This is a genomic window from Clostridium sp. 001 (assembly GCF_019056555.1).
In the GTDB taxonomy this organism is placed as follows: Bacteria; Bacillota; Clostridia; order Clostridiales; family Clostridiaceae; genus Clostridium_B; species Clostridium_B ragsdalei.
In genome coordinates, this window is sequence record NZ_CP020473.1 from 3,745,790 (window position 1) to 3,769,338 (window position 23,549).

Consider the following 23,549-nt stretch of genomic DNA (forward strand, 5'->3'; position numbering starts at 1 on the left):
TATGGAAAAAAGTTATGTGCTTATAGATTGCGGATTAATACATAAATATTTAGTAAGAAAAGAGGAGATAGAAAAAATAGAGGATGAGACTTTATACATTATAAAAGATATAAAAGACTTAGGTGGCTATAAAATCCAAAATAAAGGGCAAAAAATAATTTTAAGTAATGGACCTGAAAAGTTAGTATTTAAAAAGACTGATAGTAATGATAATATTTTTAAATATTTTTTAGACGAATTTAAAAATTTGGAGGTTTTGTAAATGAGTAAAGAAGTAAATACAAATAAAATAACAGCGTTGGATATGGGAAATTATTTTGTGAAATACATTGGAGTTAGCAAAGGCAAATTTAGTGCTAAATGTACTACAGATTATCAGAGTTATCCAGATAGTTTTCAGCGTGTAGAAATAGATGGCTTTATTACTTACTTAACTATAGGGGAATTTAGCAAGGAATATGATAAGACCAATAAAGAGAATCTTATCACACAGATTATGTATGGAATTTGCATGGCAAATGCGTTGGACAAAACTATTGATACAAAAGTAAGCATATTACTTCCTATAATGCAGATGGCAAACAAGCAAAAACTTATGAATTTACTTAATAAATATAAGAATCTAAGTTTTAAATTTAATGGAAAGGATAGAACTGTTAATATAAAAGATACTCTTATCCTTCCAGAAGGTTATGCAAGTTACTTCAGTTTAACACAAGAACAAAAAAAGGGTGATATCTGCATTTTAGATATAGGAAGCCGTACTATAAATATTGCCATATTTGAAAATGGAAAAATCGTTAAGCTGCAAACAGTTAAACTTGGAAGTTATGACTTCTATACTAAAATTAAAAACATAGAAAACAAAGATTATGTTGAAGAGGATATACAAAGGTTAATAAATAATGAAATAATAACAGTAGATCCAAAAGAATATATTGCTTTTTTAGATAATATATTAAACGCGATAAAGCCATATGTAAATATTAATACCTATAAAGTTTACTGGACTGGTGGTACAAGTTTAATGCTAAAGGAACAAATAGAATCATTAAAATTTAAAAGTAGTATTGTATTAGAAAATGCAGAAACAAGCAATGTAACAGGAGCGTGGGAAGCTGCTAAGAAGGTGTGGAACTGTGGCAATAAGCAAGAATAGTAGAAGGGTTCAGTTTACACTTAATGCAGATAAAGAAAAAGAAAAAGCCATAATTAATTTTCTTGATTCTTCTGTAAACCCCAATAGTACTATAAAAGAAATACTCTATAGTGTAGTAAGTAATAGTAATTCACAGTTACTTAAAGTTACTCACTCGGAAATTACTCAAAGTCAATCAAAGCCAGTAGAAGTGAGTAAAAGTGAGCTACTTGATAATAATGTAGTTACTCAAAGTGAGGAAAAGCTAGTAGAAGTGAGTGACGAAATAGGGTTGAACGAATTGGAAGAATTGAAAAAGTTTATTACATAGCTTATAGGTTGAAATTAAAAAAGGGGTAAATATGTTACTCCTTTTGTTTTTGTTCTTGATACCATTTTAATAAAAGTTGATTTACTAGATTAGAAAGGCTTTGATTTTCTCCGTTTTTTATAAGCTGTATTTTAACGTTTTGTTTAAGATCCTCTTCTAAATATAAAGTAGTCTTTTCATTCATAACATAACACCTCATTCACATTTTAAATAATGCAATCAAAGCATCATACCGTTATGACGTCATTAAACTTCATTTTTGGGACATTTTTTTAATGTACAATCATTGCAAAAATCGATTAGATCATATGGGCATATTTCGAATATGTTGTAGAGTCTATTAAAAACTAATGGTGAAGGCAATTCAAGATTCCTTTCTATATTACTCAAATGTGTTCTAGATATATTAGTTTTTTTAGACATTTGAGATAGAGTTAAGTTAAAAGCAATTCTATAGGGCTTAATTTTTATTTGCATAGGTAAACCGAGGTACCTCCTTTATGTAATCTCAAAAAAATTATACAAGAAAATATGACAATATTCAACAAAAAATACTATCGGTTTCAACATATATTTCCAAAACGAAACTCACAGTTCCGTTTTGTATTTTAATGGAATTTAAAAATCGAATTATGAGAAACGAAAAATATGAAAAATTTTATACAATATAGTATAATCATGCGTGTCAGGACGATTAAAAACTAATTTACAAATTATAAGTATGAATCAAATTTGGTTCTTAAGCATATGCTTTGCATAAAATAAAAAACAAAAGTTAAGGGGATGCGTAACGTGGCAAAAAAATTAGACAATAGAGACATTTTGATAAAACAACAACAACTTCTTAAAAAGATTGATTTTTTAGCAGAGGACGTTATTAAAATAGAAAAGCATAATAATGGTAATAATATAGAATAATATTTATGTATTATAACATATAATATAGGAAGGAACTCAAACACATACATATAACATTAAGAGGGCAATGAAATATCTCTTATGGATGTTCTCAGTAGTGATGAAGGTTCTATAATTGAGATTGTAGAACAAAAATTACAGGTAAAAAAATTATATTCTAAAATAAACACTTGTTTATCTGAAAGAGAAAAAAGTGTTGTAGAAATGCGATATGGCCTTTTGGAGGGAAAACCAAGGACTCAAAGAGAGATAGCTAAGCTTCTAGGAATATCAAGATCTTATGTATCAAGAATTGAAAAAAAGGCTTTAAAAAAGTTGTACAAAGAATTAAATTACGGTACAGGATAATTTTGGATCAAACTTAGAGAGTAAAGGTTTTAATAAATTCCATTATGTATTTTTGCACAATTTTATGTAAATGCATATGGAATTTATTTTATTTTTTGATAATTATAAATAACTTTGGCCAAAAGTAAAATTGTTTATAAAAAAGTAGACATAAATGACGAATATAATAAGGTATAATATAATTTTATAAATAACTTTTAAATTTTGGAGTTAAAGTTTTATTGTATAAAATAATTATTGAAAATATAGATGGATTAGAGAGGGGAACTTAAATTGCTATCACTAAAAGATTTATTAGAAATAACTATTAAAGAAGAGGCATCAGATTTGCACCTTACTGTAGGGGTACCTCCTGTAATAAGGGTAAATGGAGAACTTGAAGTACTTGGAAAGGAAAAACTACAGCCATCAGATACAGAAAGATTTAGTAAAGAAATATTAGATAAAGATTATGATAAATATATGAAAATTGGAGAAATTGATATATCATTTTCTGTAGCTGGGCTTGGTAGATTTAGAGTAAATATTTTTAAGCAAAGGGGAAGTAGTGCCATTGCAGTGAGAGTTGTAGGATTGAAAATACCTACTTTAAATGAACTTAAATTTCCACAGGTAATAAAAAATCTTTTATCCTATAAAAAAGGACTGATTTTGGTAACAGGTCCTACAGGTTGTGGAAAAAGTACAACTTTAGCAGCTATGATAAATGAAATAAATTGTACAAGAGCGTCACATATAATAACTCTAGAAGATCCTATAGAATATTTACATAAGCACAACAAGTCTATAATAAATCAGAGGGAAATAGGAAAAGATTCTATTAGCTATGCTAATGCCTTAAAGTCAGTGCTTAGAGAAGATCCAGATGTAATTTTAGTGGGAGAAATGAGAGACCTTGAAACTATATCTGTTGTGCTTACGGCTTCTGAAACTGGACATCTGGTATTTTCGACGTTACATACTATAGGAGCAGCTAAAACTATAGATAGAATTGTAGATGTATTTCCACCGTATCAACAACAGCAGATAAAAATACAATTAGCAGCAGTCTTAAGGGGAATAGTATCTCAGCAGCTTATACATAGAGAAGATGGTAAGGGAAGAGTAGCAGCAGTTGAGACTATGATTGCCACTCCAGCCATTAAAAATATGATAAGAGAAGGAAAAACCTATCAAATAGAATCTTCAATGCAAACAGGATCAAAGTATGGTATGAAGACAATGGATATAGCACTGGCGGAACTTTATAAAAAAGGATTAATATCTTATGAATCTGCCATTGCCTATGCTTGTGATGCAAATATAATAACTAAAATAATTTCTTTATAGAGAATTTATATAAAAAGGTAGAACTTTTAAGTGCTGCTTTTTTACATAAATAAAATATTTTAATTAATTATTATCAGAAGTTTAGCACTTAAAAAATTTTTAGGACGGTAGTCCTTTGGATTATAAAGTCTTATGAATATTTACAGTAGAAGTAATAGATTCCGATTTTTACTGGAAATTATACGGAAAAAATTTGCATAATAAAAGCATCCTTTTTATAATGGTTTTGCTGAAAACTAAAAATAAAAGGATGCTGATAAAATGAGTAAAAGTTATTTAAAACAATTACTTACTTATATTAATAAAGTATATGATATAGGTGAAAAAATCAATAGTTTAAAAGATAAAAGAGTAAAATCTCCAGTAAAAGTTTCAACAATAGTTTTCGTAGTGTTATTTGGATTCATGCTTCAAATAAGAAGTTTCAATAGATTAGAACATTGGATTGAAAAGAATAAATTTAAAAAAGTGTTACCTAAAAATACTAAAATGCTGCACATTGACGCAGTCAGGCGGTGTTTAAGTAACTTTGATATGGATGGCTTGAAAAACATTCATATCAGCATAATAAAAACAACTATAAAAAACAAAGTATTTCGAAATGGTACTATTGATGGTTTAAAAGTAGCTGCCATAGATGGTGTAGAGTTATTTGAAAGTACTAAAAAATGTTGCAATAAATGCCTTTCTCGAGAGAATAGAGATGGAACTACCCATTATTTTCATAGATCTGTAGTGTGTGCAACAGTAGGATCAGACCCACATATTATTTTAGGTCAAGAGATGCTTGAACCTAAAAAAGATAGTTCAAGTAAAGATGAAGGTGAAATTACGGGTAGTAAACGACTAATTAAGAAGTTATATAAGAAGTATCATCATTTCGCTGACATCATAGTGGCTGATGCTCTTTACTGTAAATCTACTTGGATAAAAGAAGTTCTTTCTATAGGAATGGATGCATTGGTAAGAGTAAAAGATGAAAGGCTGCACATTGTAAAAGATGCATTAGCCCTATTTAAATGCCGGGAGGCAGATAAAGATTGGACTGTAAAGGAAAATGTAAATACCTATAGAAAGATTAAAGCGTGGGATGATGATAATTTTCAAATGTCTGATTCAAGTATAGAAGTAAGATTCATAAAATTTATAGAAGAAATTCATACTGGAGATAAAGCAGAAATTAAAGAAGAATGGATCATAACAACAGATAAATTTATATCAGTAGAAACTTTATGGAAAATAATGCATAAAAGATGGGATATTGAAAATAATGTATTTCATCAGTTGAAAACTGAATGGCATTTAGATCATTGTTTTCTTCACAGTTCTACAGGGGTAGAGACAGTTTTAATGTTTATGATACTAGCATTTAATTTAATGCAGTTATATTTTTTTAGGTGTATCAGAGGTTTTAGGAAGAAAAAAATGCTCCAAATAGATATTATTGAAGATATAAAAGATGAAAGATTTACTATAGAAGATGATTGGGATAATCCACTATTCATAAAGACGTAATTTTAAAATAAAAACTGGAAACTTTGCATTAAGATTTTTAGGGGTAGGGGAGTGTATAACAATTTTTACGATCTACCGGTTTAAGGGCTTACCAGACCTTTAAATAAGTGTAAAAAAATATAATTCCAGTAAAAATAAAATTTTCACTGGAATTTAGGTGCTAAATCTCTGAATTATTATAATTACTATAGTAATTAATTTTTATTTGTGCTAAAATAACTTTGAATTAGGGGGGATTAAATTGAGCATTTTTAAGGAATTAATTCATAATGCCTCTCGTGTTTTAACTTATACAGTTTATATAATATCTATTTATTATTTGTTTATATCAATTTTTGGCATACGGAGAAAAAAAGATACTGGAGAGGTAAAACCAGAAAAAAGTTTTGCATTAATTGTTGCAGCTCACAATGAAGAAGTTGTAATTGATGACATTATAGAAAGTTTAAAAAAACTTGATTATCCTAAGGCATTATACGACATTTTTGTAATTGCAGATAACTGTACAGATAAAACTGCATTAAAGGCTAGAAAAAAAGGAGCCATTGTGTATGAAAGATTTACCGAAGGAAAAAGAGGTAAAGGTTATGCACTGGAGTGGATGTTTGATAAGATCTTTAAGATGAAAAAAAAGTACGATGCTGTTGCTATATTTGATGCTGATAATTTGGTTAATAGAAATTTCTTGAAGGAGATGAATAAGCAGCTTTGCAAAGGCTATAAAGTTGTTCAAGGTTATTTGGATAGTAAGAACCCTTGTGATACGTGGATTACAGGAAGTTATTCTATAGCATTTTGGACCTGTAACAGGATGTTTCAACTAGCTAGAAGTAATTTAGGCTTGTCAACTCAACTTGGTGGAACTGGTTTTTGCATAGATATAACTGTTTTAAAAAAATTAGGTTGGGGTGCCACGTGTCTTACGGAAGATTTAGAGTTTACATGTAAATTGGTATTGCATGGTTATAAGGTAGGATGGGCACATGATGCCATAATATATGATGAAAAGCCACTTACACTTTTCCAGTCTTGGAAACAGAGAAAAAGGTGGATGCAGGGATTTGCAGATGTATCTAGCAGATATTTTTTTAAACTTTTGATAAAATCAATAAAAAGTTGCAATTTTGTACTTCTTGATTGTGCATTTTATAGTATTCAACCTATAGTAACTGTTCTTATAGGAATTTCTGCTATAAGCGGTGTAATTCAATATTTTATGAAGACATATAATTTAATATCTAATTTCAATACAGTTGTATACTCTATAAATTTTGATTTATTTACGATTATAGCGGTGCTATTTTCTATATTACAATTTGTATATACTCCTTTTATACTTATTTTAGAAAAAAAATTAGATCTTAGGATATTTGGGTATTACATAATTTATCCTCTATATGTTATAACATGGTTTCCAATTTCTCTTCAAGGAATTATATACAAAAACGATAAAGAATGGAATCATACTATTCACAGTAGAAGTGTAAAGATAAAGGATTTAGAAAAAGCTAATTAAATAAATTTTTATTGGGGAAAAGGCTGCAAGTCTTTTCCCCTTATTGGGGTGTATTTGAACAGGATTTATTCCCAAATTAATTTAATATTGTTTAACTTAATTTGAGTTTTTATTAAAATGTGATAAAATATAAGAGGAAAATTAGATTTTTTGTTGAATATATATTTTGAATGTGTATTTTCTATAGTTTTCTTTATCCGATGACTACCTGCTCGTGCTCTAATATGTGATAATATTTTATATTTATAATAAAAACTGTATGAATGTAAAAAGATCTTTACTTTATGAAATTGAGGAGCGGTTGCGTACATGGATAACGTCTTCTAAGATTCAAAAAGTTGAATCTAGGAATTATGTTTATGCAAAGGAGGGAAAAAATACTTTAATGAATGAGTATATAATTGGCATAGATATAGGTTCGTCCAATATATGTGCTGCTGCTGGAAAAGTGGACAAACATGCTGGAGTACAGATAATGGGTATAACTTCTTCAAATTGTACGGGAGTGAAAAGAGGAATAGTTGTAGATATAGATAATACTTCAGAATCTATAAAAAAATGTATAAGTTCTCTAGAAAGAATGCTTGATACTAAAATATCAGAAGCGTATATATCTTTACCAGGAGGAATAAGTGAGATTATTTGGAATAAAGGTGTAGTTGCTGTATCTTCAGAAGATCGTGAAATAAAACAAAATGATGTAAAAAGAGTTTTAAAAGCATCTAAGATTATTACGGTTCCAAATGATAAAGAAATAATAGGGGTAATACCTGAGCAATACATAATTGATGGTTACGACAAAATAAAGGATCCCATAGGTATGAGCGGATTAAGATTGGAAGTAGACTCACAAATAATAATGGCTCAGTCAGCAATAGTAAATAATATTTTTAAAAGTGTAAATAAAGCAGGAATAAAAGTTTTAGGGGTAGTATTTCAACCAATAGCTATATCTGAAGTAGTATTAAAAGAAGATGAAATTCAACGGGGAGTAGCTCTTGTTGATGCAGGAGCGGAGTCTATAAATATTTATATTTATGAGGGTGGAAATTTGAGGAGTATAAGTACTATAGGCTTAGGTGGAAATATAATAACAAATGATATTGGAGTTTGTTTAAAACTTTCTGCTTCAGAGGCAGAAAAACTCAAAATAAAATATGGAAGTCTTGAAATAAACCATGATGAAGAAAACTTTAAGATAGAAGTCGATGCTGATTATAATAACAAAGTAAAAGTTGATTATAATATTTTAGTTCAAATTATACAAGCTAGGGTAGAAGAATTATTTTCTATAATAGATAAGGAAATAAGAAATTCTGAGTATTATGATAAACTTTCAGGAGTAGTTATGGTAGGAGGCGGAATGGCTGCTATAAATGGAATAGAAAAATTTGGCGAAAATGTGTTGAAGAAGCTTGTAAGAATTGGAATTCCAAAATACATAGGAGCAGCTAGTCCTATGTATGCTACAGCAGTTGGAGTAGTAAAAGATGTTTCAAATTCAATAAAAGTTAAAAATACGGCATTTACAGATCCGATTAAAAATAAAGATATATGTGATTATGAGGAAGCAGATCAAAAAGAAAAAACAAGTAAAAAAAATAAAGATAGTAGTTTTGTATCAAGAATAAAACAATTCTTTACAGATTTTTTTTAATAAAGGAGGCAGGGTATTGTGTTAGATTTTGATGTTGATGTTCAACAATTTGCTCAGATAAAAGTAATAGGATGCGGTGGCGGAGGAAACAATGCCGTAAATAGAATGATAAAAGAAGGATTAAAAAATGTTGAATTTATAGCCATAAATACAGATAAGCAAGCATTAATGCTTTCACAAGCATCGCAAAAAATACAAATAGGTGATAAGCTTACAAAAGGACTTGGTGCAGGGGCAAATCCTGAAATAGGAAAAAAGGCTGCAGAGGAAAATAAGGATGAAATATCTCAAGCTATAAAAGGTGCGGATATGGTATTTATTACAGCAGGTATGGGTGGTGGAACTGGTACAGGAGCAGCTCCTATAATTGCAGAAATTGCAAAATCAATGGGTATACTTACTGTAGGTGTGGTTACTAAACCTTTTCCTTTTGAAGGAAGAAAGAGAATGCTTCATGCAGAAATGGGAATAAAGGATTTGAAGGATAAAGTTGATACTTTGGTTACAATACCAAATGAAAGGTTACTTTCTGTGGTGGATAAAAAGACAACTTTAATGGAATCCTTTAGGCTTGCAGATGATGTATTAAGACAAGGCGTTCAAGGTATATCAGATTTAATTACTATACCTGGACTTGTAAATTTAGATTTTGCAGATGTTAGAACAATTATGATAGACAAGGGTCTTGCACATATGGGCGTAGGTAAGGGAAATGGTGATAATAGGGCACAGGATGCAGCAAAACAGGCAATATCAAGTCCACTTCTTGAAACTTCCATAGTAGGGGCTACTGGAGTACTTTTGAATATAACGGGTGGACAGGATCTAGGACTTTTAGAAATAAATGAAGCTGCAGAGATAGTTCAAGATGCAGCAGATCCTGATGCAAACATAATATTTGGAGCCGTTATAGATGAGGAAATAAAAGATGAAATAAGAATTACTGTAATAGCTACAGGTTTTGAAACGGGAAAGGATGAAGTTAAGAGGGATACAAAATCTGATATCAAATCTTCAAGGCGAAGTATGATGAATAATGAAGATGAAGCAGCAGCTTCCGTGGAATATGAGAAAATTGATGAAAATAATTTGGAAGTACCAGCTTTCCTAAGGAGACAGAGAAAGTAGAAAAAATCCGTGTATAGTTTAAAGCTATACACGGATTTTTTATTATCTAACTTTATCCGATGGCTACCAGCCGTAAATCCCCCCATCGCACACAGCGAAAGCGACTGTCGCCAAATCAAAGATTTGGAACATCTGCTTTTCTTATAAAGTGGGGGGATAACGGCTGCTACGCCCCCTGGATAACGATTTCCCCTAAAGGATAACGCCTTCTAAGTGCTAAAGCACTAAGAATCCTGTTAATAAGTTTCAGATGGAGAAAAAACTCCACCTGAAACCAAGAACTCTGTTTATGTAAATCATTTTAATTGAAATGATTTTAAATAGTACTAAAAAAAGATTTTCTGGCATAATATAGAAAATAAAAATATTGTATATGATTAGAAAATGACAAAATTTTGAAATATATAAGTATATAATAAAGGTAAATACAGGAAAACAAAAGTGGAGGTGAGTTTATAATTGGTAGTATATGCAGACTTGCTAATTTTAATAAACTTTATAGTAAACTTTTTTCTATTGTATATTACAGGAAGAACTCTTAAGTTAAAGGTAAAACTTAAATTTATGATTTTAGCTGCAGCCATAGGAAGTGGTTATACGGTTACATTAATTTATCCAGCCTTAAATGTATTTTCTGCTTTCTATTTTAAAATTTTGGTAGCAGCTATGCTAATTTATATTTCTTTCGGTAATAGGGGGTTTATATGTAATTTCAAAATTTCAGCTGTATTTATTTTATATTCTATGCTGCTGGCAGGTATTTGTATGTTTGTGGAATATAGTAATTGCTCCTATACAGGAGATTATATGATAATTAATTTCCCTTATGAATGGCTTTTTATTTCTATCATGGTGTTGTACATAACAATTGATAGGTTAGTAATTTATGTTAAGGATAGGAACAAGGTGTTTAAACTAATTTATGATGTAGATATTGTATTTAAAAACAAAAGCAAGACTGTAAAGGCTTTTTTGGATACCGGGAACGAACTTAGGGAGCCAGCTACCAATTTGCCAGTAGTGATAGTTGAGAAATCTGTATTCCAAAATATAAATCTGGAGGGAATGGATAAGTTTTATATACCCTATAGAGTTATAAACGGCAAGTGTGGCAAGCTTCAGGGATTTAAACCAGATGTAGTAAAAATAGACTTTGGACAAGAGACTAAATATAGAGAAGTTATAATTGCTATTTGCAAGGATAAATTGAGTAAATTTGACGATTATCATGCACTTCTTTCTAGGGGAGTGATATAGGCATCATGTGCTTATGTAAAAGGAAATTAAATGATGGAGGCTATGATTATGCTTAGGTTAAAAATATTGTTGAACAGAATACTTACAAAATTTAAATTTGTAATAAAAAATATATACTATATAGGGGGAAATGATGTACTACCACCTCCACTTAGCAAAAAAGAAGAAGAGGATTTGGTTTTGAAGCTAGTTTCTGGAGATGAGAAGGTAAGATCTACTCTTATAGAAAGAAATTTGCGCTTGGTAGTTTATATAGCTAGAAAGTTTGAAAATACAGGGGTAAATGTGGAAGATTTAGTATCAGTAGGTACCATAGGACTTATAAAAGCAGTAAATACATTTAATCCTGAGAAAAAAATAAAATTAGCTACTTATGCTTCTAGGTGCATAGAAAATGAAATACTCATGTATCTGAGAAGAAATAGTAAAACAAAGGCAGAAATTTCTTTTTATGAACCACTCAACATAGATTGGGATGGAAATGAATTATTGCTTTCTGATATTTTAGGAACGGACAATGACGTAGTTTACAATTTTATAGAAGATGAAGTGGATAAGCAGCTTCTAATGTTAGCCATGAAAAAATTAAGTGACAGAGAAAAGGAGATAGTTAATCTAAGGTTTGGATTAAATGGCAAAAGTGAAAAAACTCAGAAAGAAGTTGCAGACTTACTTGGAATATCACAATCTTATATATCAAGGCTTGAAAAGAGAATAATAAAGAGACTTAGAAAAGAAATAAATAAAATGTTATAGGGTTGTCTTTAGTATAAAACTCAGCTTCTTAGTAAATACTTAAAATGCTATATATTCTAAAGGGGCTGATTACATGATAATTAATAAAGTAGAAATTTGTGGCGTAAATACATCAAAATTGCCAGTTCTCAAGGGAAAGGAAATGAAAGAACTTTTAATAAAAATGCAACAGGGAGATAATGAATGCAGAGAAAAGTTTATAAAGGGTAATTTACGATTGGTGTTAAGTGTAATACAGAGATTTAATAACAGGGGAGAAAATGTAGATGATCTATTTCAAGTAGGATGTATAGGGCTTATAAAAGCCATTGACAACTTTGATTTAAGTCAAAATGTTAAATTTTCAACTTATGCTGTACCTATGATTATAGGAGAAATAAGAAGATACTTAAGGGATAATAATTCCATAAGGGTAAGTAGATCTCTTAGAGATATTGCTTATAAAGCACTTCAAGTTAGAGATAAATTAATAAGGGAAAATAATAAAGAGCCAACTATATCACAGATAGCGGAGGAATTAAATATACCAAGGGAGGAAGTGGTATTTGCATTGGATGCCATTCAGGATCCAGTTTCCCTGTTTGAACCAATATATCATGATGGTGGTGATGCAATTTATGTAATGGATCAAATAAGTGATACTAAAAATTTGGATGAAAATTGGTTGGAAAACATATCGATAAAAGAAGCCATGAAAAAATTAAATGACAGGGAGAAATTGATACTTAATTTAAGATTTTTTGATGGAAGGACTCAGATGGAAGTAGCAGATGAAATAGGCATATCACAAGCACAGGTATCTAGGTTAGAGAAAACTGCCTTAAGGCATATGCGAAAATATATATAAATAGGTATAATGTTTAATTTATTATAATTATAAACTCAATTTTCACACATACGAAATTTTGACTTAATATAAAAAATTACGACGTAATTTTTTTAGTTAATAGTTAAGAATTAAAAATTAATAGTTAATGTGGATTTTTTTCCGTTACACTACAAAAAATTTTTGATTAAGCTTTTTACCACTCGTTTTGCTAAAGCAAAACATTACTAAGAGATGACTTATATAAATTTAAAAATTTTTTGCGAGAGCTAAAAATCATCATTTACTATTAATTCTTCATTATTAATTCTTAACTTGCGAAGCTTTGCTTCACAAAATTTTTAAACTGTGAAAGTTAAGCTAGGAAATAATTAAAAATGGGAGGATGTACATAAATGGAGTTAGAAGGAGATTTATTTTCTTTAACTAATCTAAGAAATATGGAAATAATAGATATAAATACGGGTGCAAAATTAGGTTTTATAAAAGATCTAAAGATAAATTGTGAAGAGCATAAGATAATGTCAATTATTTTACCATCTCAAACTTTTAAAATATCGTTATTTGGCAAAAATGAAGATATAGAAATACCATGGGATAATGTAAAAAAAATAGGTGTAGATGTAATTTTAGTCGATGGGAAAAATCTTGTAGAGGAGTAGAAGTTTCCACAAAATAAGTATATAATTATAATATGTATACTATCTTATATGAAGGACGTGAATTAAAGTGAAATGCCCTTATTGTGGATACAATGAAACTAAAGTAGTGGACTCCAGATCTACAGATGACAATATGGCCATAAGAAGAAGAAGAGAATGTTTAAGGTGTAATAAAAGATATACCACTTATGAAAAAATTGAAAATGTACCCATTTTAGTTGTAAAGAAAAATATGAATAGAGAATATTTTGACAGGACAAAAATATTAAAAGGATTGATAAAAGCTTGTGAAAAACGTCCTGTTTCAAGAAAACAAATTGAAAATATAACCGATGAAGTAGAGAAAAAGATAAATAATAATATGATTACAGAAATAAGTTCCTCGGAGATAGGGGAAATTATTATGGAGAATTTAAAAAAGGTGGATGAAGTGTCTTATGTCAGGTTTGCGTCTGTTTACAGGCAGTTTAAAGATATAAATACTTTTATGCAGGAAATAAAAAATCTTATTTCAAATAAATAAATGGTGTGCTTAAAGGCATACCATTTATTTTATGTTAAATTAAAGTTAAAAGATATTTATAGTCCCATCAATTAAAAAAACAATGTTAAAATATATTTAAGATAATTCTAAATATATTTTTGATTTTGAAATAAATTCTAGATGGAGGATTAATATGGAGAAAGTTACAGTAGAAGGTTATGAATTTATAAAAATAGATTTGCCAGGTGCAGAAGCAATATTTTCAACAGCTAAAAATGATTTAAGCTTTAATAAATCCACAGATGCTGGAAAGGAAAATATTAAAAATTTAAAAAGATGGTTTAATTTAAAAACTGTGGGATATTTGAATCAAGTTCATGGGTTCCAGAGTGTAGTTTATACGGGCAAAGATGAAGAGGATGCAGATGGAATAATTACAAATGAGCATAACACAGCTGTAGGGGTTTTTAATGCTGATTGTATTCCAATACTTTTATATGATAAAAAAAATAAGATTATAGCAGCAGTTCACAGTGGATGGAAAGGTACTTTAGCTTGTATTCTTTCTAAAACCATTGAAAAACTTGAAAGGGATTTCAAAAGTAAATCTAAAGACATAATAGTATGTGTAGGGCCACATATTCACGGCTGCTGTTATGAAGTTGGGGAAGAAGTAATGGACAAATTTAAAAACTCTGATTTTTATAGATTTAAGGATGTATTTAGAGATAGAAATCTTGATCTAAAAAAATGTATATTGTATCAACTCCAGGACAGAGATATAGAAAGTGAAAATATAAAATATTTAGATATATGTACTTATTGTAATACTGAATATGAAATGCATTCTTATAGAAAAAATAAAGACTATGGAAGAATGTTTTCGTTTATTTATCTAAAATAAAAATGGGGGACTATTATGTTACAAGAAAAGATATTGATAGTAGATGATGAAGAACATATTTGTGAACTTATTAAATTTAATCTTGAGAAAAATGGATATAAGGCCATTGTGGCAGGAAATGGAATAGATGCACTGAAAATTGTAAGGGAAGAGATGCCTCAGTTAATTTTACTGGATGTAATGCTGCCTGGAATGGATGGATATGATGTATGTAAAGAAATAAGAAAGGACAATTCCATATCTTTTATTCCTGTAATAATGATAACTGCAAGAGGAGAGGAATTTGACAAGGTGCTAGGACTAGAACTCGGAGCAGATGATTACATGACAAAGCCTTTTTCTATAAGGGAATTGGTTGCTAGGGTTAAAGCTGTACTCAGGAGAACTGCAGTAAAACCTGTAGATAAATGCTATGTATTTGGACAGGTAAGCATAGATTTTGATAAACATGAAGTGATTAAAAATGGAGAAAAGGTAGAATTAACATTAAAAGAATTTGAGCTCTTAAAAATGCTTATAAAAAATAGGGGAAGAGTAATGACTAGAGATTTTCTGCTAGATAAAATATGGGGATATGAATACGTTGGAGAAACTAGAACAGTGGATGTTCACATAAGGCATTTAAGACAAAAAATAGAGGACTTTGACAACAAACCTAAGTATATTGAAACTATTCGTGGTATTGGTTACAGATTTAACTCAGAAGAGTAGTTGGTGATAAAAATGAAAAAAAGATTAACGGTTTCCATGCTTTGTACTCTTATATTTAATATGGTTATAACAACTATATTATTTATAGTAATTGAAAATCATGAATACATTGAGAACATGAAACAAACTTTAAAAGTGAATAACCAGATTATAATAAATGTACTGAAAAATGAAAAGATAGATAACAGGGGAGGTTTTTTTAAAAAGCAATTTGAAAATAAACTTATAAGAGAAACTTTAATAGATAGGAATGGCAAAGTAATAAGTGATTCTGTGGCAGTAGAAAAGGATATGAATAATCACAATCACAGAAAGGAAATTCAAGAAGCAAGAAAAAGTGGGACTGGTTATGATATAAGAGTGAGTGATACTACGGGTAAAAAAACACTTTATTTTGCCACTATATTTAAAGATGGATATGTAGTAAGAAGTGCATTTACCATGCAGACAATTAAGGGATTTGAGGATAATTATTTTAAATATTATATAATTATAACCCTTTTTTCCATACTTGTTTCTATAGTATTTGCCTTAAAGCTTTCAAAGTCCATAGTAGGCCCTATAAAAAAGCTTCAGTATACTACAGCTAGTATAGCAAGTGGAGAATTGGATAAGAGAGTGAGAATTAATTCTAAAGATGAAATAGGGGAATTGGCAAATACATTTAATTATATGGCAGATGCTCTTCAAAGTACCCTAAAGGATTCTCTAGATAAGCAAAACAAACTAGAGGCAATACTTAAAAGTATGGACAGTGGTGTAATAGCTGTTGATATTAAGTACAATATTATAATGATAAATCCCTATGCAAAAAAGATATTTGGTATAAAAAAAGATATAATGGGTGAAAGTTTGATAGATAATATAAGGGATTTTGAACTAGAAGATATATTTAAAAGTATGGAGGATGACTACAGAGAAATCAAAATACTATGGCCAAGAGAGAGAGAATTAAGGATAAAAACAGCCTATATTATAAATAGCAGTAAAAAAATAGGTAAAGTGGCAGTAATTCAAGATATAACGGATATAAAAAAGTTGGAAAATATGAGGTCTCAATTTGTAGCTAATGTTTCTCATGAATTAAAAACTCCACTTACTTCCATAAAAGGATTTGCAGAAACTTTAAAGTATGTAGATGATGCTGAAAATAAAAATAGATTTTTAAATATAATAAACGATGAAGCAGACAGGCTTACCAGGTTAATAAATGACATATTAACTCTTTCTCATATAGAAAGCAATAGTATAGATAACTTAGGAAAAGTAAAAATAGATGACATAATAAAAGATGTATGTTATATGATGAAAACTGCAGCAGATAAAAAGAATATTAAGATAGAAAAAATAGGAGATAAAGTACCTAGCATATGGGCTGATGCAGATAGATTTAAGCAAATGGTAATAAACCTCATGGACAATTCAATAAAATATACCAATGATGGTGGCACGATAAAAGTTGGAACAATGCTTCAAGGCAATAATTGCGTTCTATGGGTAGAGGACAACGGTGTAGGAATTTCAGAAGAACATCAAAATAGGCTTTTTGAAAGATTTTATAGAGTGGATAAAGCTAGATCCAGAAGCCAGGGTGGAACAGGACTAGGACTTGCTATAGTAAAACACATAGTTATAGGACTTAGTGGAACTATAGACCTCCAAAGTGAAGTTGGAAAGGGGAGTAAATTTACAGTTAAAATCCCTCTAGATGCTAATAGTAAAAATGAAAATATATAGTTAAGCAATGAATTAACATCTGTACTTAAAAAATAAGTATGGATGTTAATTTTAATTAACATGAATGTAATAAAGGAGTAACCTTTGAGGGATATTATAAACATTGTAGTAATTAAGTATTTCATAAAAACACATTGTTAGGGATCAAATTTTAAGGAGGTCTAATATTATGAAGAAAAAAGGCTTAAGAGCTCTTGTAGCAGCGATAACTATTACCGTAGTTGCAGGAGCATTTGTTGGATGCGGTGGAAGCAAAAATCAAAATAGTTCAGGAAGTACATCAGAAGGATCTAAACAGGAAGTATCAGGAGCTATAACATTAGCAGGATCCACTGCACTTCAGCCTTTAGCAGATCAAATTGGAAAGACATTTTCTGAAAAAAATACAAAGGCAACTATTAATGTTCAAGGTGGAGGAAGTGGTACAGGATTAAATCTAGCACTTCAAGGTACGGCTGATATAGGAAATTCTGATGTAACAGCAGAATCAAAATTAGATGCAGATAAGGCAAAGCAGTTAGTAGATCATAAAGTATGTGCAATAGGATTTGCAGTAGTAGTAAATCCTAGTGTTAAAGTAGATTCTCTAACAAAAGATCAAATACAAAAAATATTTACAGGAGAAATTACTAATTGGAAGGATGTAGGTGGAGATGACATTAAGATAAATGTAATAAATAGAACCAAGTCATCTGGTACAAGGGCTACATTTAAAGATACTGTAATGGGCGGAAAAGATGAAAAGGAAGGACTTGGAACAACTCAAGATTCTAATGGAAATGTAGAAAATTCAATCAAGACTACTCAAGGTTCCATAAGCTATTTAGCCCTTTCCTATTTAACAGGATCAGCAAAAAATAATGTTAAAACTTTAAAAATAGAAGGTGTTGAAGCTTCAACAAACAATATAACTTCTAAAAAGTATCCCTTCTGGTCCTTTGAGCATATGTATACAAAGGGAGAAGCAAAAGGACTGGCAAAAACATATATAGATTACGTACTTAGCAATGAAAATAAAGATACTATAAAAAAACTTGGATATATACCAATGAGTGATATGAATGAAAAATAATTTGGAAAATTTTAATGGCTGGCTGCAAAAGCAGTCAGCCATTAAAAATATAAATTTGAGGTCGGTGAATATGGAAAAAAAGTTATTTTGGAATAAACTGAAAAATGAGTATATAGGAAGAGGATTTGCCACACTTTGTGGACTAATTATTATAGTTCTTACGCTTAGCATAATAATTTTTATAGCTTCAAAAGGCATAAATACATTTATAAAATGGAGATATCCTATAACTGAATTTTTATTTACTTCTAATTGGGCTCCTGACAGCAGCAATCCAAAACTTGGGGCAGCTATATTTTTCGTAGGATCTATACTTGTTTCTGTAGGAGCAGTTATAATAAGTGCACCTATAGGTATAGCACTTGCTGTATTTATGCATTATATATCTCCTAAGGTAGGTTCTAAGATATTACAACCTTCTCTAGAATTATTTGTAGGTATACCTTCAGTTGTATATGGGTGGGTAGGATTTAGTGTGCTTCTTCCATTTTTGAAGAGAGGTTTTGGAGGAATTGGTTTTAGCTTAATTGCAGGTATATTGGTTTTAAGTATAATGATTTTACCTACTATAGCAAGCATATCTGCAGATGCTGTAAAAACTATTCCTAAAAATTATATGGAAGCATCTTATGGACTTGGTGCCACTAGATGGCAGACTATAAGCAGAGTGATAATTCCATCTGCTAAAAGCGGTATATTGACTGGAGTAGTATTAGGTCTTGCAAGAGCTTTTGGAGAAGCTCTTGCAGTGCAAATGGTAATAGGAAATACAGTGAAATTCCCTAAAAGTTTATTGAGTCCTACATCCACACTCACCAGCGTTTTGACTATGGATATGGGAAATACGGTATCTGGAACTGCATGGAATGACGCATTATGGTCTCTAGCACTATTTCTTTTAATAATTTCTTTTATATTTATTATAATAATAAGAGCTATTGAAAAAAGGAGTGAAATGAAATAATGGATGCTAAAGTTAAAGATAAAATTTGGACTGGAGTCTTTTATGCAGTAACTGTTTTTATAGTAGCTCTTTTGGTAGCTTTGATAGGATATATATTGTTTAAGGGCATAGGATTTTTTAAACCATCGTTTTTATTTGGAAGTGCAAAATTTGGAGAAGCAGGAGGAGGTATAGGACCTCAGCTTTTTAATTCCTTTTACATGTTAATAGTTGCACTTATTATAAGTGTTCCCTTTGGCATAGGAGGGGGAATATACTTAGCAGAGTATGCTAGAGAAGGAAAGCTTTTAAATATGATAAGATTGTGCATAGAAACCATGTCTTCTTTGCCTTCTATTGTAGTAGGATTGTTTGGGCTCCTCATATTTGTAAATATGACCGGTTGGGGATTTACGCTATTATCAGGGGCACTAGCCATATCTATATTGAATTTGCCAGCTTTAACTAGGGTAAGTGAAAATGCTGTAAGGATAGCATCAATTCCTGTAAAAGAAGCTAGTCTTGGACTTGGGGCAACTAGATGGCAGACTATATCAAAAGTAGTTCTTCCTTCGGCAATACCACAAATATTGACAGGTATAATACTTGCAGCAGGAAGAATATTTGGAGAGGCAGCAGCACTTCTATATACAGCAGGAATGAGTGCACCTAAATTAAATTTTTCCTATGTAAGTTTGATTGACAATGGTTCTGCTTTTAGCTTAATGAGACCTGCAGAAACCATAGCAGTATATATATGGAAGTTAAATTCTGAGGGAATGGTACCAGATGCGGCACAAATAGCTAATAAGGCTTCTGCAGTTTTGGTAATTATGGTATTATTGTTTAATTTTTTAGCCAGAGTACTTGGAAGAAAGATATATGAATCCTATACTGGTAAAAAATAAGGAGGAAAGTTGATGGATATAATATATACTAAAGATCTTGATTTGTATTATGGGTCTACTCAGGCTCTTAAAAAAGTAAGTTTGAATGTAGAAAAAAACTCTGTTACAGCATTAATAGGACCTTCCGGATGTGGAAAATCTACGTTTTTGAGAACTTTAAATAGAATGAATGACTTAATAGATTCAGTCAAGATAGAGGGAAAAGTGTTTTTTGAAGACAAGGACATATATAAGGATTATGATGTAATAGATTTGAGAAAAAGAGTTGGAATGGTATTTCAAAGCCCTAATCCATTTCCTATGTCAATATATGACAATGTAGCATATGGACCTAGAATACATGGTATAAAGGACAAAAGTAAATTGGATGAATTAGTTGAAAATAGTTTAAAAGGGGCAGCCATTTGGGATGAAATTAAAGATAGGTTAAATAAAAGTGCACTAGGGCTTTCTGGTGGTCAGCAGCAAAGATTGTGTATAGCAAGAACTCTTGCAGTAGAACCAGAGGTGCTTCTTATGGATGAACCTACTTCTGCATTAGATCCTATATCTACATTAAAAATAGAAGAATTAATGGATGTATTAAAGAAAAAATATACTATAATAATAGTTACGCATAATATGCAACAAGCTGGTAGAATATCAGATTATACTGCTTTTTTCCTAAATGGAGAAGTTATAGAAGCACAAAAAACAGAAAATATTTTTTATAAACCTAAAGATAAAAGAACAGAGGATTATATTACAGGAAGATTTGGCTAAACTATAATTTTAAAATAAAAGTATATATTATATTTAAGAGAGGTGATATTGTGCCGAGAAGTAAATTTGATTATGAATTATCGGAAATGCATAATGATGTACTTAGGATGGGAAGTGTAGTTGAAAAGCAAATTCATCAATGTATAGAAGCTTTAGTTAATCAAGATGTAAAGATTGCAAAACAAACTATAAAAAATGACGATTTAGTAGATGATTTGCAGAAAGAAATAGAAAATAAGTGTATAAGATTGACAGCAAGAGAACAACCTATTGCTACGGATTTGAGGATAATATTTACTACATCTAAATTAGTAACTGACCTGGAAAGAATAGCTGATCATGCTGTAGACATAGCGAAAGTTACATTGAGACTGGAAAGTGAAAAGTATGAAAGAAAGCTTATATATATACCTCAAATGGCTGAGATAATAAATAAGATGATAAAGAGGGCATTAGATGCTTATGTGGACAGAAACGTGGAAGAAGCGTATGAAGTTTGCAAAATGGATGATGAGGTAGATAAATTATATAAAAGTGTATTTAAAGAAATGCTGGAATTGATGAATAAAGATAAAAGCAAGATAAATCAATTTGCCCAATTGTTATTTGTATGCAAATATTTAGAAAGAATAGCAGATCACGTAACTAATATATGTGAAGAGGCCATATATTTAGTTACAGGAGAACAAAAAGATTTAAATGAATAAATATATTTAGCAGTGCACTTAGGAAACTAGGTGCATTTATTTTGCAAAATATTAGCCTTTGGTGTAAATTAAGCTATCAGTAAATTCTTGTAGAATTTTTAATTGTTTTTTATTTTTAATGTCATGTAATATATTAAAATGGTATAGTTCATGCATTTAGTTAGCATATTAATCGTATATTCGCATATAATATAGAGGTTAATTTTGTATTTAATTTTAGTTAATTATATGTTATACTTTATAAGGTCGAAAATATATATTTTCAATAATAGGGAGGGATATAATGTTTGCTTTTACTCCAAAAGAAGACAAATTCTATGAGTTCTTTGTGCAAACTGCAAATATTGCCTATACAGAAGCAAAATTGTTGTTAGATTTTTTAAATAACTTGGAAAATTCAGAAGAAAATTTAAAAAAATTAAAAGAGGTGGAACATGAAGGAGATAAAAAACAGCATGAGATATTGGAACAGCTAAATAAGACATTTATTACCCCAATTGATAGGGAAGATATATATGCAATAGCAAACGACATGGATAATATTATTGATTATATGGAATCTACAGCTAGTAGATTTGTTATGTTTAATGTAAATGAATGCACGGAAGATGCTATTTCATTAAGCAAAATGATAGTTCAGTGTTGCAAGGAACTTATCATTATAATGGAAGAATTAAAAAATATGAAGACAAGTAAACAGTTATCAAAGAAAATAATAGAAGTAAATAGGATAGAAGAAGAGGGAGATGTAGTTTCAAGAAAAGCTATTGGTGATATATTTAGAAAAGACATAGAAGTTATAGATGTTATAAAATGGAGAGAAATATATCAATATCTTGAGGATACTTTAGATGCTTGTGAGGATTTAGCTAATGTTATTGAAGGAGTAGTAATGAAAAATGCCTAGTACTTTAGTAATAACTATTTTAATAGTTGTAATTGCAGTTATATTTGATGTTATTAATGGTTTTCATGATAGTGCTAATGCTATAGCCTGTGCTGTATCTACAAGGTCTTTATCTTTAAGGCAGGCTGTTGTAATTTCTGCAGTTTTAAATTTTGCAGGTGCTTTTTTAAGCGTTTCAGTCGCGGAAACTGTGGGAAAAGGTATAGTTGATCCTAATAACATAACTCAGGAAGTAATTATAGCAGCCCTCATTGGAGCTATAATATGGAACTTAATAACTTGGTATTTCGGAATACCTAGTAGTTCTTCCCATGCCCTTGTAGGAGGAATAGTAGGATCAGCAATTATATATAAGGGTACATTTCTAATTGTCAATTGGTCAACTCTTTTTTGGAAAGTTATTTTGTGGCTCATATTGTCGCCAGTAATAGGATTTATAGTGGGATTTATTATTATGAATATAATAAAAGCATTTCTAGTAAATACGAGGCCTTCTACTGTAACAAAGATATTTTCAAAAGCTGAAATCTTTTCTACCATGTTTTTAGCTTTAAATCATGGTGAAAATGATGCTCAAAAAACTATGGGGGTTATAACTATGACTCTTGTAAGTGCTGGGTTTATAAAAGAATTTTCAGTACCTACATGGGTAAAAATAACCTGTGCACTTGCTATGGCATGTGGAACTGCAATGGGAGGAAAAAGGATAATTAAAACCATGGGTTCTAAAATGGCTAAAATAGTGCCTGTAAATGGTTTTGCAGCGGAAATGGGGTCTTCTGCGGTAATACTAACGGCTACTATGTTTCAGGCACCTGTTAGCACAACTCATATAATAAATTCAGCTATAATGGGAGTTGGTTCAGCTAAAAGACTTTCAGCAGTTAGGTGGTCTGTAGTTAAAGATATAGTTATAACCTGGGTATTTACCATACCAAGTTGTGCTGTTATTTCAGGAATTATATTGTTTTTAATAAATTTACTATAATTTTAACAAAATCTCTTCTATTAATTTAGGGAGATTTTTTATTTA

Annotated in this window: 26 protein-coding genes and 1 pseudogene; 25 read left to right on the forward strand and 2 right to left on the reverse strand. The window is 30.2% G+C overall.

Annotated features, from left to right (window positions below):
- The first annotated feature begins 1 nt into the window (after position 1).
- Genes B5S50_RS17560 through B5S50_RS17570 form a run of 3 tightly spaced genes read left to right on the forward strand, consistent with a single transcriptional unit; the run spans position 2 to position 1,469 of the window.
- The gene (locus tag B5S50_RS17560; RefSeq protein ID WP_217302447.1) at positions 2 to 262 is read left to right on the forward strand and encodes a hypothetical protein; all 261 of its coding nucleotides are present in this window, start codon (positions 2 to 4) and stop codon (positions 260 to 262) included.
- Positions 263 to 1,159 carry a ParM/StbA family protein gene (locus B5S50_RS17565; RefSeq protein ID WP_217302448.1) on the forward strand — a complete coding sequence of 299 codons (897 nt, stop codon included), beginning with the start codon at positions 263 to 265 and terminating at the stop codon, positions 1,157 to 1,159.
- Complete coding sequence (locus B5S50_RS17570; RefSeq protein ID WP_217302449.1) at positions 1,140 to 1,469, forward strand: hypothetical protein; 330 nt, start codon at positions 1,140 to 1,142, stop codon at positions 1,467 to 1,469. Before B5S50_RS17565 ends, B5S50_RS17570 begins: the two co-directional genes overlap by 20 nt.
- Before the next feature lie 34 nt (positions 1,470 to 1,503).
- On the opposite strand, the gene B5S50_RS17575 is transcribed toward B5S50_RS17570, so the two are convergent.
- Together B5S50_RS17575 and B5S50_RS21970 are read right to left on the reverse strand one after the other, a co-directional pair.
- Positions 1,504 to 1,653: a hypothetical protein gene (locus B5S50_RS17575; protein ID WP_217302450.1), complete on the reverse strand. Its 150-nt coding sequence runs from the start codon at positions 1,651 to 1,653 to the stop codon at positions 1,504 to 1,506.
- Positions 1,654 to 1,715: 62 nt separating this feature from the next.
- A complete protein-coding gene (locus B5S50_RS21970) occupies positions 1,716 to 1,946 on the reverse strand; it encodes a helix-turn-helix transcriptional regulator (protein ID WP_217302451.1) in 231 nt (76 codons plus the stop codon).
- 315 nt (positions 1,947 to 2,261) lie between these two features.
- On the opposite strand from B5S50_RS21970, the gene B5S50_RS21870 reads away from it, so the two are divergent.
- The 22 genes and pseudogenes from B5S50_RS21870 (at position 2,262) to B5S50_RS17685 (ending at position 23,504) form a co-directional block, all read left to right on the forward strand.
- Entirely contained in the window at positions 2,262 to 2,387 is a 126-nt protein-coding gene (locus B5S50_RS21870; protein ID WP_302180673.1) for a hypothetical protein, read from the forward strand.
- Positions 2,388 to 2,447: 60 nt separating this feature from the next.
- Positions 2,448 to 2,735: pseudogene (locus B5S50_RS17585) on the forward strand (sigma-70 family RNA polymerase sigma factor); the annotation flags it as partial.
- 273 nt (positions 2,736 to 3,008) lie between these two features.
- On the forward strand, positions 3,009 to 4,064 hold the full coding sequence (locus tag B5S50_RS17590; protein ID WP_065077504.1) for a type IV pilus twitching motility protein PilT: 1,056 nt from the start codon (positions 3,009 to 3,011) through the stop codon (positions 4,062 to 4,064).
- Positions 4,065 to 4,325: 261 nt separating this feature from the next.
- Entirely contained in the window at positions 4,326 to 5,579 is a 1,254-nt protein-coding gene (locus B5S50_RS21685; protein WP_254306610.1) for a transposase, read from the forward strand.
- A gap of 241 nt (positions 5,580 to 5,820) precedes the next feature.
- Positions 5,821 to 7,095 carry a glycosyltransferase family 2 protein gene (locus B5S50_RS17600; RefSeq protein ID WP_065077503.1) on the forward strand — a complete coding sequence of 425 codons (1,275 nt, stop codon included), beginning with the start codon at positions 5,821 to 5,823 and terminating at the stop codon, positions 7,093 to 7,095.
- Between the two features lie 385 nt (positions 7,096 to 7,480).
- Positions 7,481 to 8,752: a cell division protein FtsA gene (ftsA, locus tag B5S50_RS17605; protein WP_065077501.1), complete on the forward strand. Its 1,272-nt coding sequence runs from the start codon at positions 7,481 to 7,483 to the stop codon at positions 8,750 to 8,752.
- A gap of 18 nt (positions 8,753 to 8,770) precedes the next feature.
- Complete coding sequence (gene ftsZ, locus B5S50_RS17610; RefSeq protein ID WP_065077500.1) at positions 8,771 to 9,880, forward strand: cell division protein FtsZ; 1,110 nt, start codon at positions 8,771 to 8,773, stop codon at positions 9,878 to 9,880.
- Positions 9,881 to 10,339: 459 nt separating this feature from the next.
- Positions 10,340 to 11,137, forward strand: coding sequence for a sigma-E processing peptidase SpoIIGA (gene spoIIGA, locus B5S50_RS17615; RefSeq protein ID WP_065077499.1), 798 nt, complete (start codon positions 10,340 to 10,342; stop codon positions 11,135 to 11,137).
- A 48-nt stretch (positions 11,138 to 11,185) separates the two neighbouring features.
- The gene (gene sigE, locus B5S50_RS17620; protein ID WP_065077498.1) at positions 11,186 to 11,893 is read left to right on the forward strand and encodes an RNA polymerase sporulation sigma factor SigE; all 708 of its coding nucleotides are present in this window, start codon (positions 11,186 to 11,188) and stop codon (positions 11,891 to 11,893) included.
- Between the two features lie 73 nt (positions 11,894 to 11,966).
- Positions 11,967 to 12,740 (forward strand): RNA polymerase sporulation sigma factor SigG, encoded by a 774-nt coding sequence (sigG, locus tag B5S50_RS17625; protein ID WP_065077497.1) that lies wholly within the window; start codon positions 11,967 to 11,969, stop codon positions 12,738 to 12,740.
- Between the two features lie 374 nt (positions 12,741 to 13,114).
- Positions 13,115 to 13,381 (forward strand): YlmC/YmxH family sporulation protein, encoded by a 267-nt coding sequence (locus tag B5S50_RS17630; protein WP_065077496.1) that lies wholly within the window; start codon positions 13,115 to 13,117, stop codon positions 13,379 to 13,381.
- 67 nt (positions 13,382 to 13,448) lie between these two features.
- Positions 13,449 to 13,904: a transcriptional regulator NrdR gene (gene nrdR, locus B5S50_RS17635; RefSeq protein ID WP_065077495.1), complete on the forward strand. Its 456-nt coding sequence runs from the start codon at positions 13,449 to 13,451 to the stop codon at positions 13,902 to 13,904.
- A gap of 154 nt (positions 13,905 to 14,058) precedes the next feature.
- On the forward strand, positions 14,059 to 14,769 hold the full coding sequence (gene pgeF, locus B5S50_RS17640) for a peptidoglycan editing factor PgeF (RefSeq protein ID WP_217302452.1): 711 nt from the start codon (positions 14,059 to 14,061) through the stop codon (positions 14,767 to 14,769).
- Between the two features lie 15 nt (positions 14,770 to 14,784).
- The gene (locus B5S50_RS17645; RefSeq protein ID WP_065077493.1) at positions 14,785 to 15,480 is read left to right on the forward strand and encodes a response regulator transcription factor; all 696 of its coding nucleotides are present in this window, start codon (positions 14,785 to 14,787) and stop codon (positions 15,478 to 15,480) included.
- 12 nt (positions 15,481 to 15,492) lie between these two features.
- Positions 15,493 to 17,217 (forward strand): two-component system histidine kinase PnpS, encoded by a 1,725-nt coding sequence (gene pnpS / locus B5S50_RS17650; protein WP_217302453.1) that lies wholly within the window; start codon positions 15,493 to 15,495, stop codon positions 17,215 to 17,217.
- A gap of 169 nt (positions 17,218 to 17,386) precedes the next feature.
- Entirely contained in the window at positions 17,387 to 18,289 is a 903-nt protein-coding gene (locus B5S50_RS17655; protein WP_065077492.1) for a phosphate ABC transporter substrate-binding protein, read from the forward strand.
- Between the two features lie 70 nt (positions 18,290 to 18,359).
- Positions 18,360 to 19,253: a phosphate ABC transporter permease subunit PstC gene (pstC, locus tag B5S50_RS17660; RefSeq protein WP_065077717.1), complete on the forward strand. Its 894-nt coding sequence runs from the start codon at positions 18,360 to 18,362 to the stop codon at positions 19,251 to 19,253.
- Entirely contained in the window at positions 19,253 to 20,140 is an 888-nt protein-coding gene (gene pstA, locus B5S50_RS17665; RefSeq protein ID WP_065077491.1) for a phosphate ABC transporter permease PstA, read from the forward strand. The genes pstC and pstA overlap by 1 nt, the downstream gene beginning before the upstream one ends.
- Positions 20,141 to 20,152: 12 nt before the next feature.
- On the forward strand, positions 20,153 to 20,902 hold the full coding sequence (gene pstB, locus B5S50_RS17670) for a phosphate ABC transporter ATP-binding protein PstB (protein ID WP_217302454.1): 750 nt from the start codon (positions 20,153 to 20,155) through the stop codon (positions 20,900 to 20,902).
- A gap of 50 nt (positions 20,903 to 20,952) precedes the next feature.
- Complete coding sequence (phoU, locus tag B5S50_RS17675; protein WP_065077489.1) at positions 20,953 to 21,609, forward strand: phosphate signaling complex protein PhoU; 657 nt, start codon at positions 20,953 to 20,955, stop codon at positions 21,607 to 21,609.
- A gap of 283 nt (positions 21,610 to 21,892) precedes the next feature.
- A complete protein-coding gene (locus B5S50_RS17680; RefSeq protein WP_065077488.1) occupies positions 21,893 to 22,516 on the forward strand; it encodes a DUF47 domain-containing protein in 624 nt (207 codons plus the stop codon).
- On the forward strand, positions 22,509 to 23,504 hold the full coding sequence (locus B5S50_RS17685; protein WP_065077487.1) for an inorganic phosphate transporter: 996 nt from the start codon (positions 22,509 to 22,511) through the stop codon (positions 23,502 to 23,504). Before B5S50_RS17680 ends, B5S50_RS17685 begins: the two co-directional genes overlap by 8 nt.
- Positions 23,505 to 23,549 lie beyond the last annotated feature (45 nt).

Excerpts from the sequence above, each read along its gene's own strand:
- B5S50_RS17560 (WP_217302447.1), top strand. The coding sequence starts at position 2 with ATGGAAAAAAGTTATGTGCTTATAGATTGCGGATTAATACATAAATAT.
- B5S50_RS17565 (WP_217302448.1), top strand. The coding sequence starts at position 263 with ATGAGTAAAGAAGTAAATACAAATAAAATAACAGCGTTGGATATGGGA.
- B5S50_RS17575 (WP_217302450.1), bottom strand. The coding sequence starts at position 1,653 with ATGAATGAAAAGACTACTTTATATTTAGAAGAGGATCTTAAACAAAAC.
- B5S50_RS21970 (WP_217302451.1), bottom strand. The coding sequence starts at position 1,946 with ATGCAAATAAAAATTAAGCCCTATAGAATTGCTTTTAACTTAACTCTA.
- B5S50_RS21685 (WP_254306610.1), top strand. The coding sequence starts at position 4,326 with ATGAGTAAAAGTTATTTAAAACAATTACTTACTTATATTAATAAAGTA.
- ftsA (WP_065077501.1), top strand. The coding sequence starts at position 7,481 with ATGAATGAGTATATAATTGGCATAGATATAGGTTCGTCCAATATATGT.
- sigE (WP_065077498.1), top strand. The coding sequence starts at position 11,186 with ATGCTTAGGTTAAAAATATTGTTGAACAGAATACTTACAAAATTTAAA.
- sigG (WP_065077497.1), top strand. The coding sequence starts at position 11,967 with ATGATAATTAATAAAGTAGAAATTTGTGGCGTAAATACATCAAAATTG.
- B5S50_RS17630 (WP_065077496.1), top strand. The coding sequence starts at position 13,115 with ATGGAGTTAGAAGGAGATTTATTTTCTTTAACTAATCTAAGAAATATG.
- pgeF (WP_217302452.1), top strand. The coding sequence starts at position 14,059 with ATGGAGAAAGTTACAGTAGAAGGTTATGAATTTATAAAAATAGATTTG.
- B5S50_RS17645 (WP_065077493.1), top strand. The coding sequence starts at position 14,785 with ATGTTACAAGAAAAGATATTGATAGTAGATGATGAAGAACATATTTGT.
- pnpS (WP_217302453.1), top strand. The coding sequence starts at position 15,493 with ATGAAAAAAAGATTAACGGTTTCCATGCTTTGTACTCTTATATTTAAT.
- B5S50_RS17655 (WP_065077492.1), top strand. The coding sequence starts at position 17,387 with ATGAAGAAAAAAGGCTTAAGAGCTCTTGTAGCAGCGATAACTATTACC.
- pstC (WP_065077717.1), top strand. The coding sequence starts at position 18,360 with ATGGAAAAAAAGTTATTTTGGAATAAACTGAAAAATGAGTATATAGGA.
- pstA (WP_065077491.1), top strand. The coding sequence starts at position 19,253 with ATGGATGCTAAAGTTAAAGATAAAATTTGGACTGGAGTCTTTTATGCA.
- pstB (WP_217302454.1), top strand. The coding sequence starts at position 20,153 with ATGGATATAATATATACTAAAGATCTTGATTTGTATTATGGGTCTACT.
- B5S50_RS17680 (WP_065077488.1), top strand. The coding sequence starts at position 21,893 with ATGTTTGCTTTTACTCCAAAAGAAGACAAATTCTATGAGTTCTTTGTG.
- B5S50_RS17685 (WP_065077487.1), top strand. The coding sequence starts at position 22,509 with ATGCCTAGTACTTTAGTAATAACTATTTTAATAGTTGTAATTGCAGTT.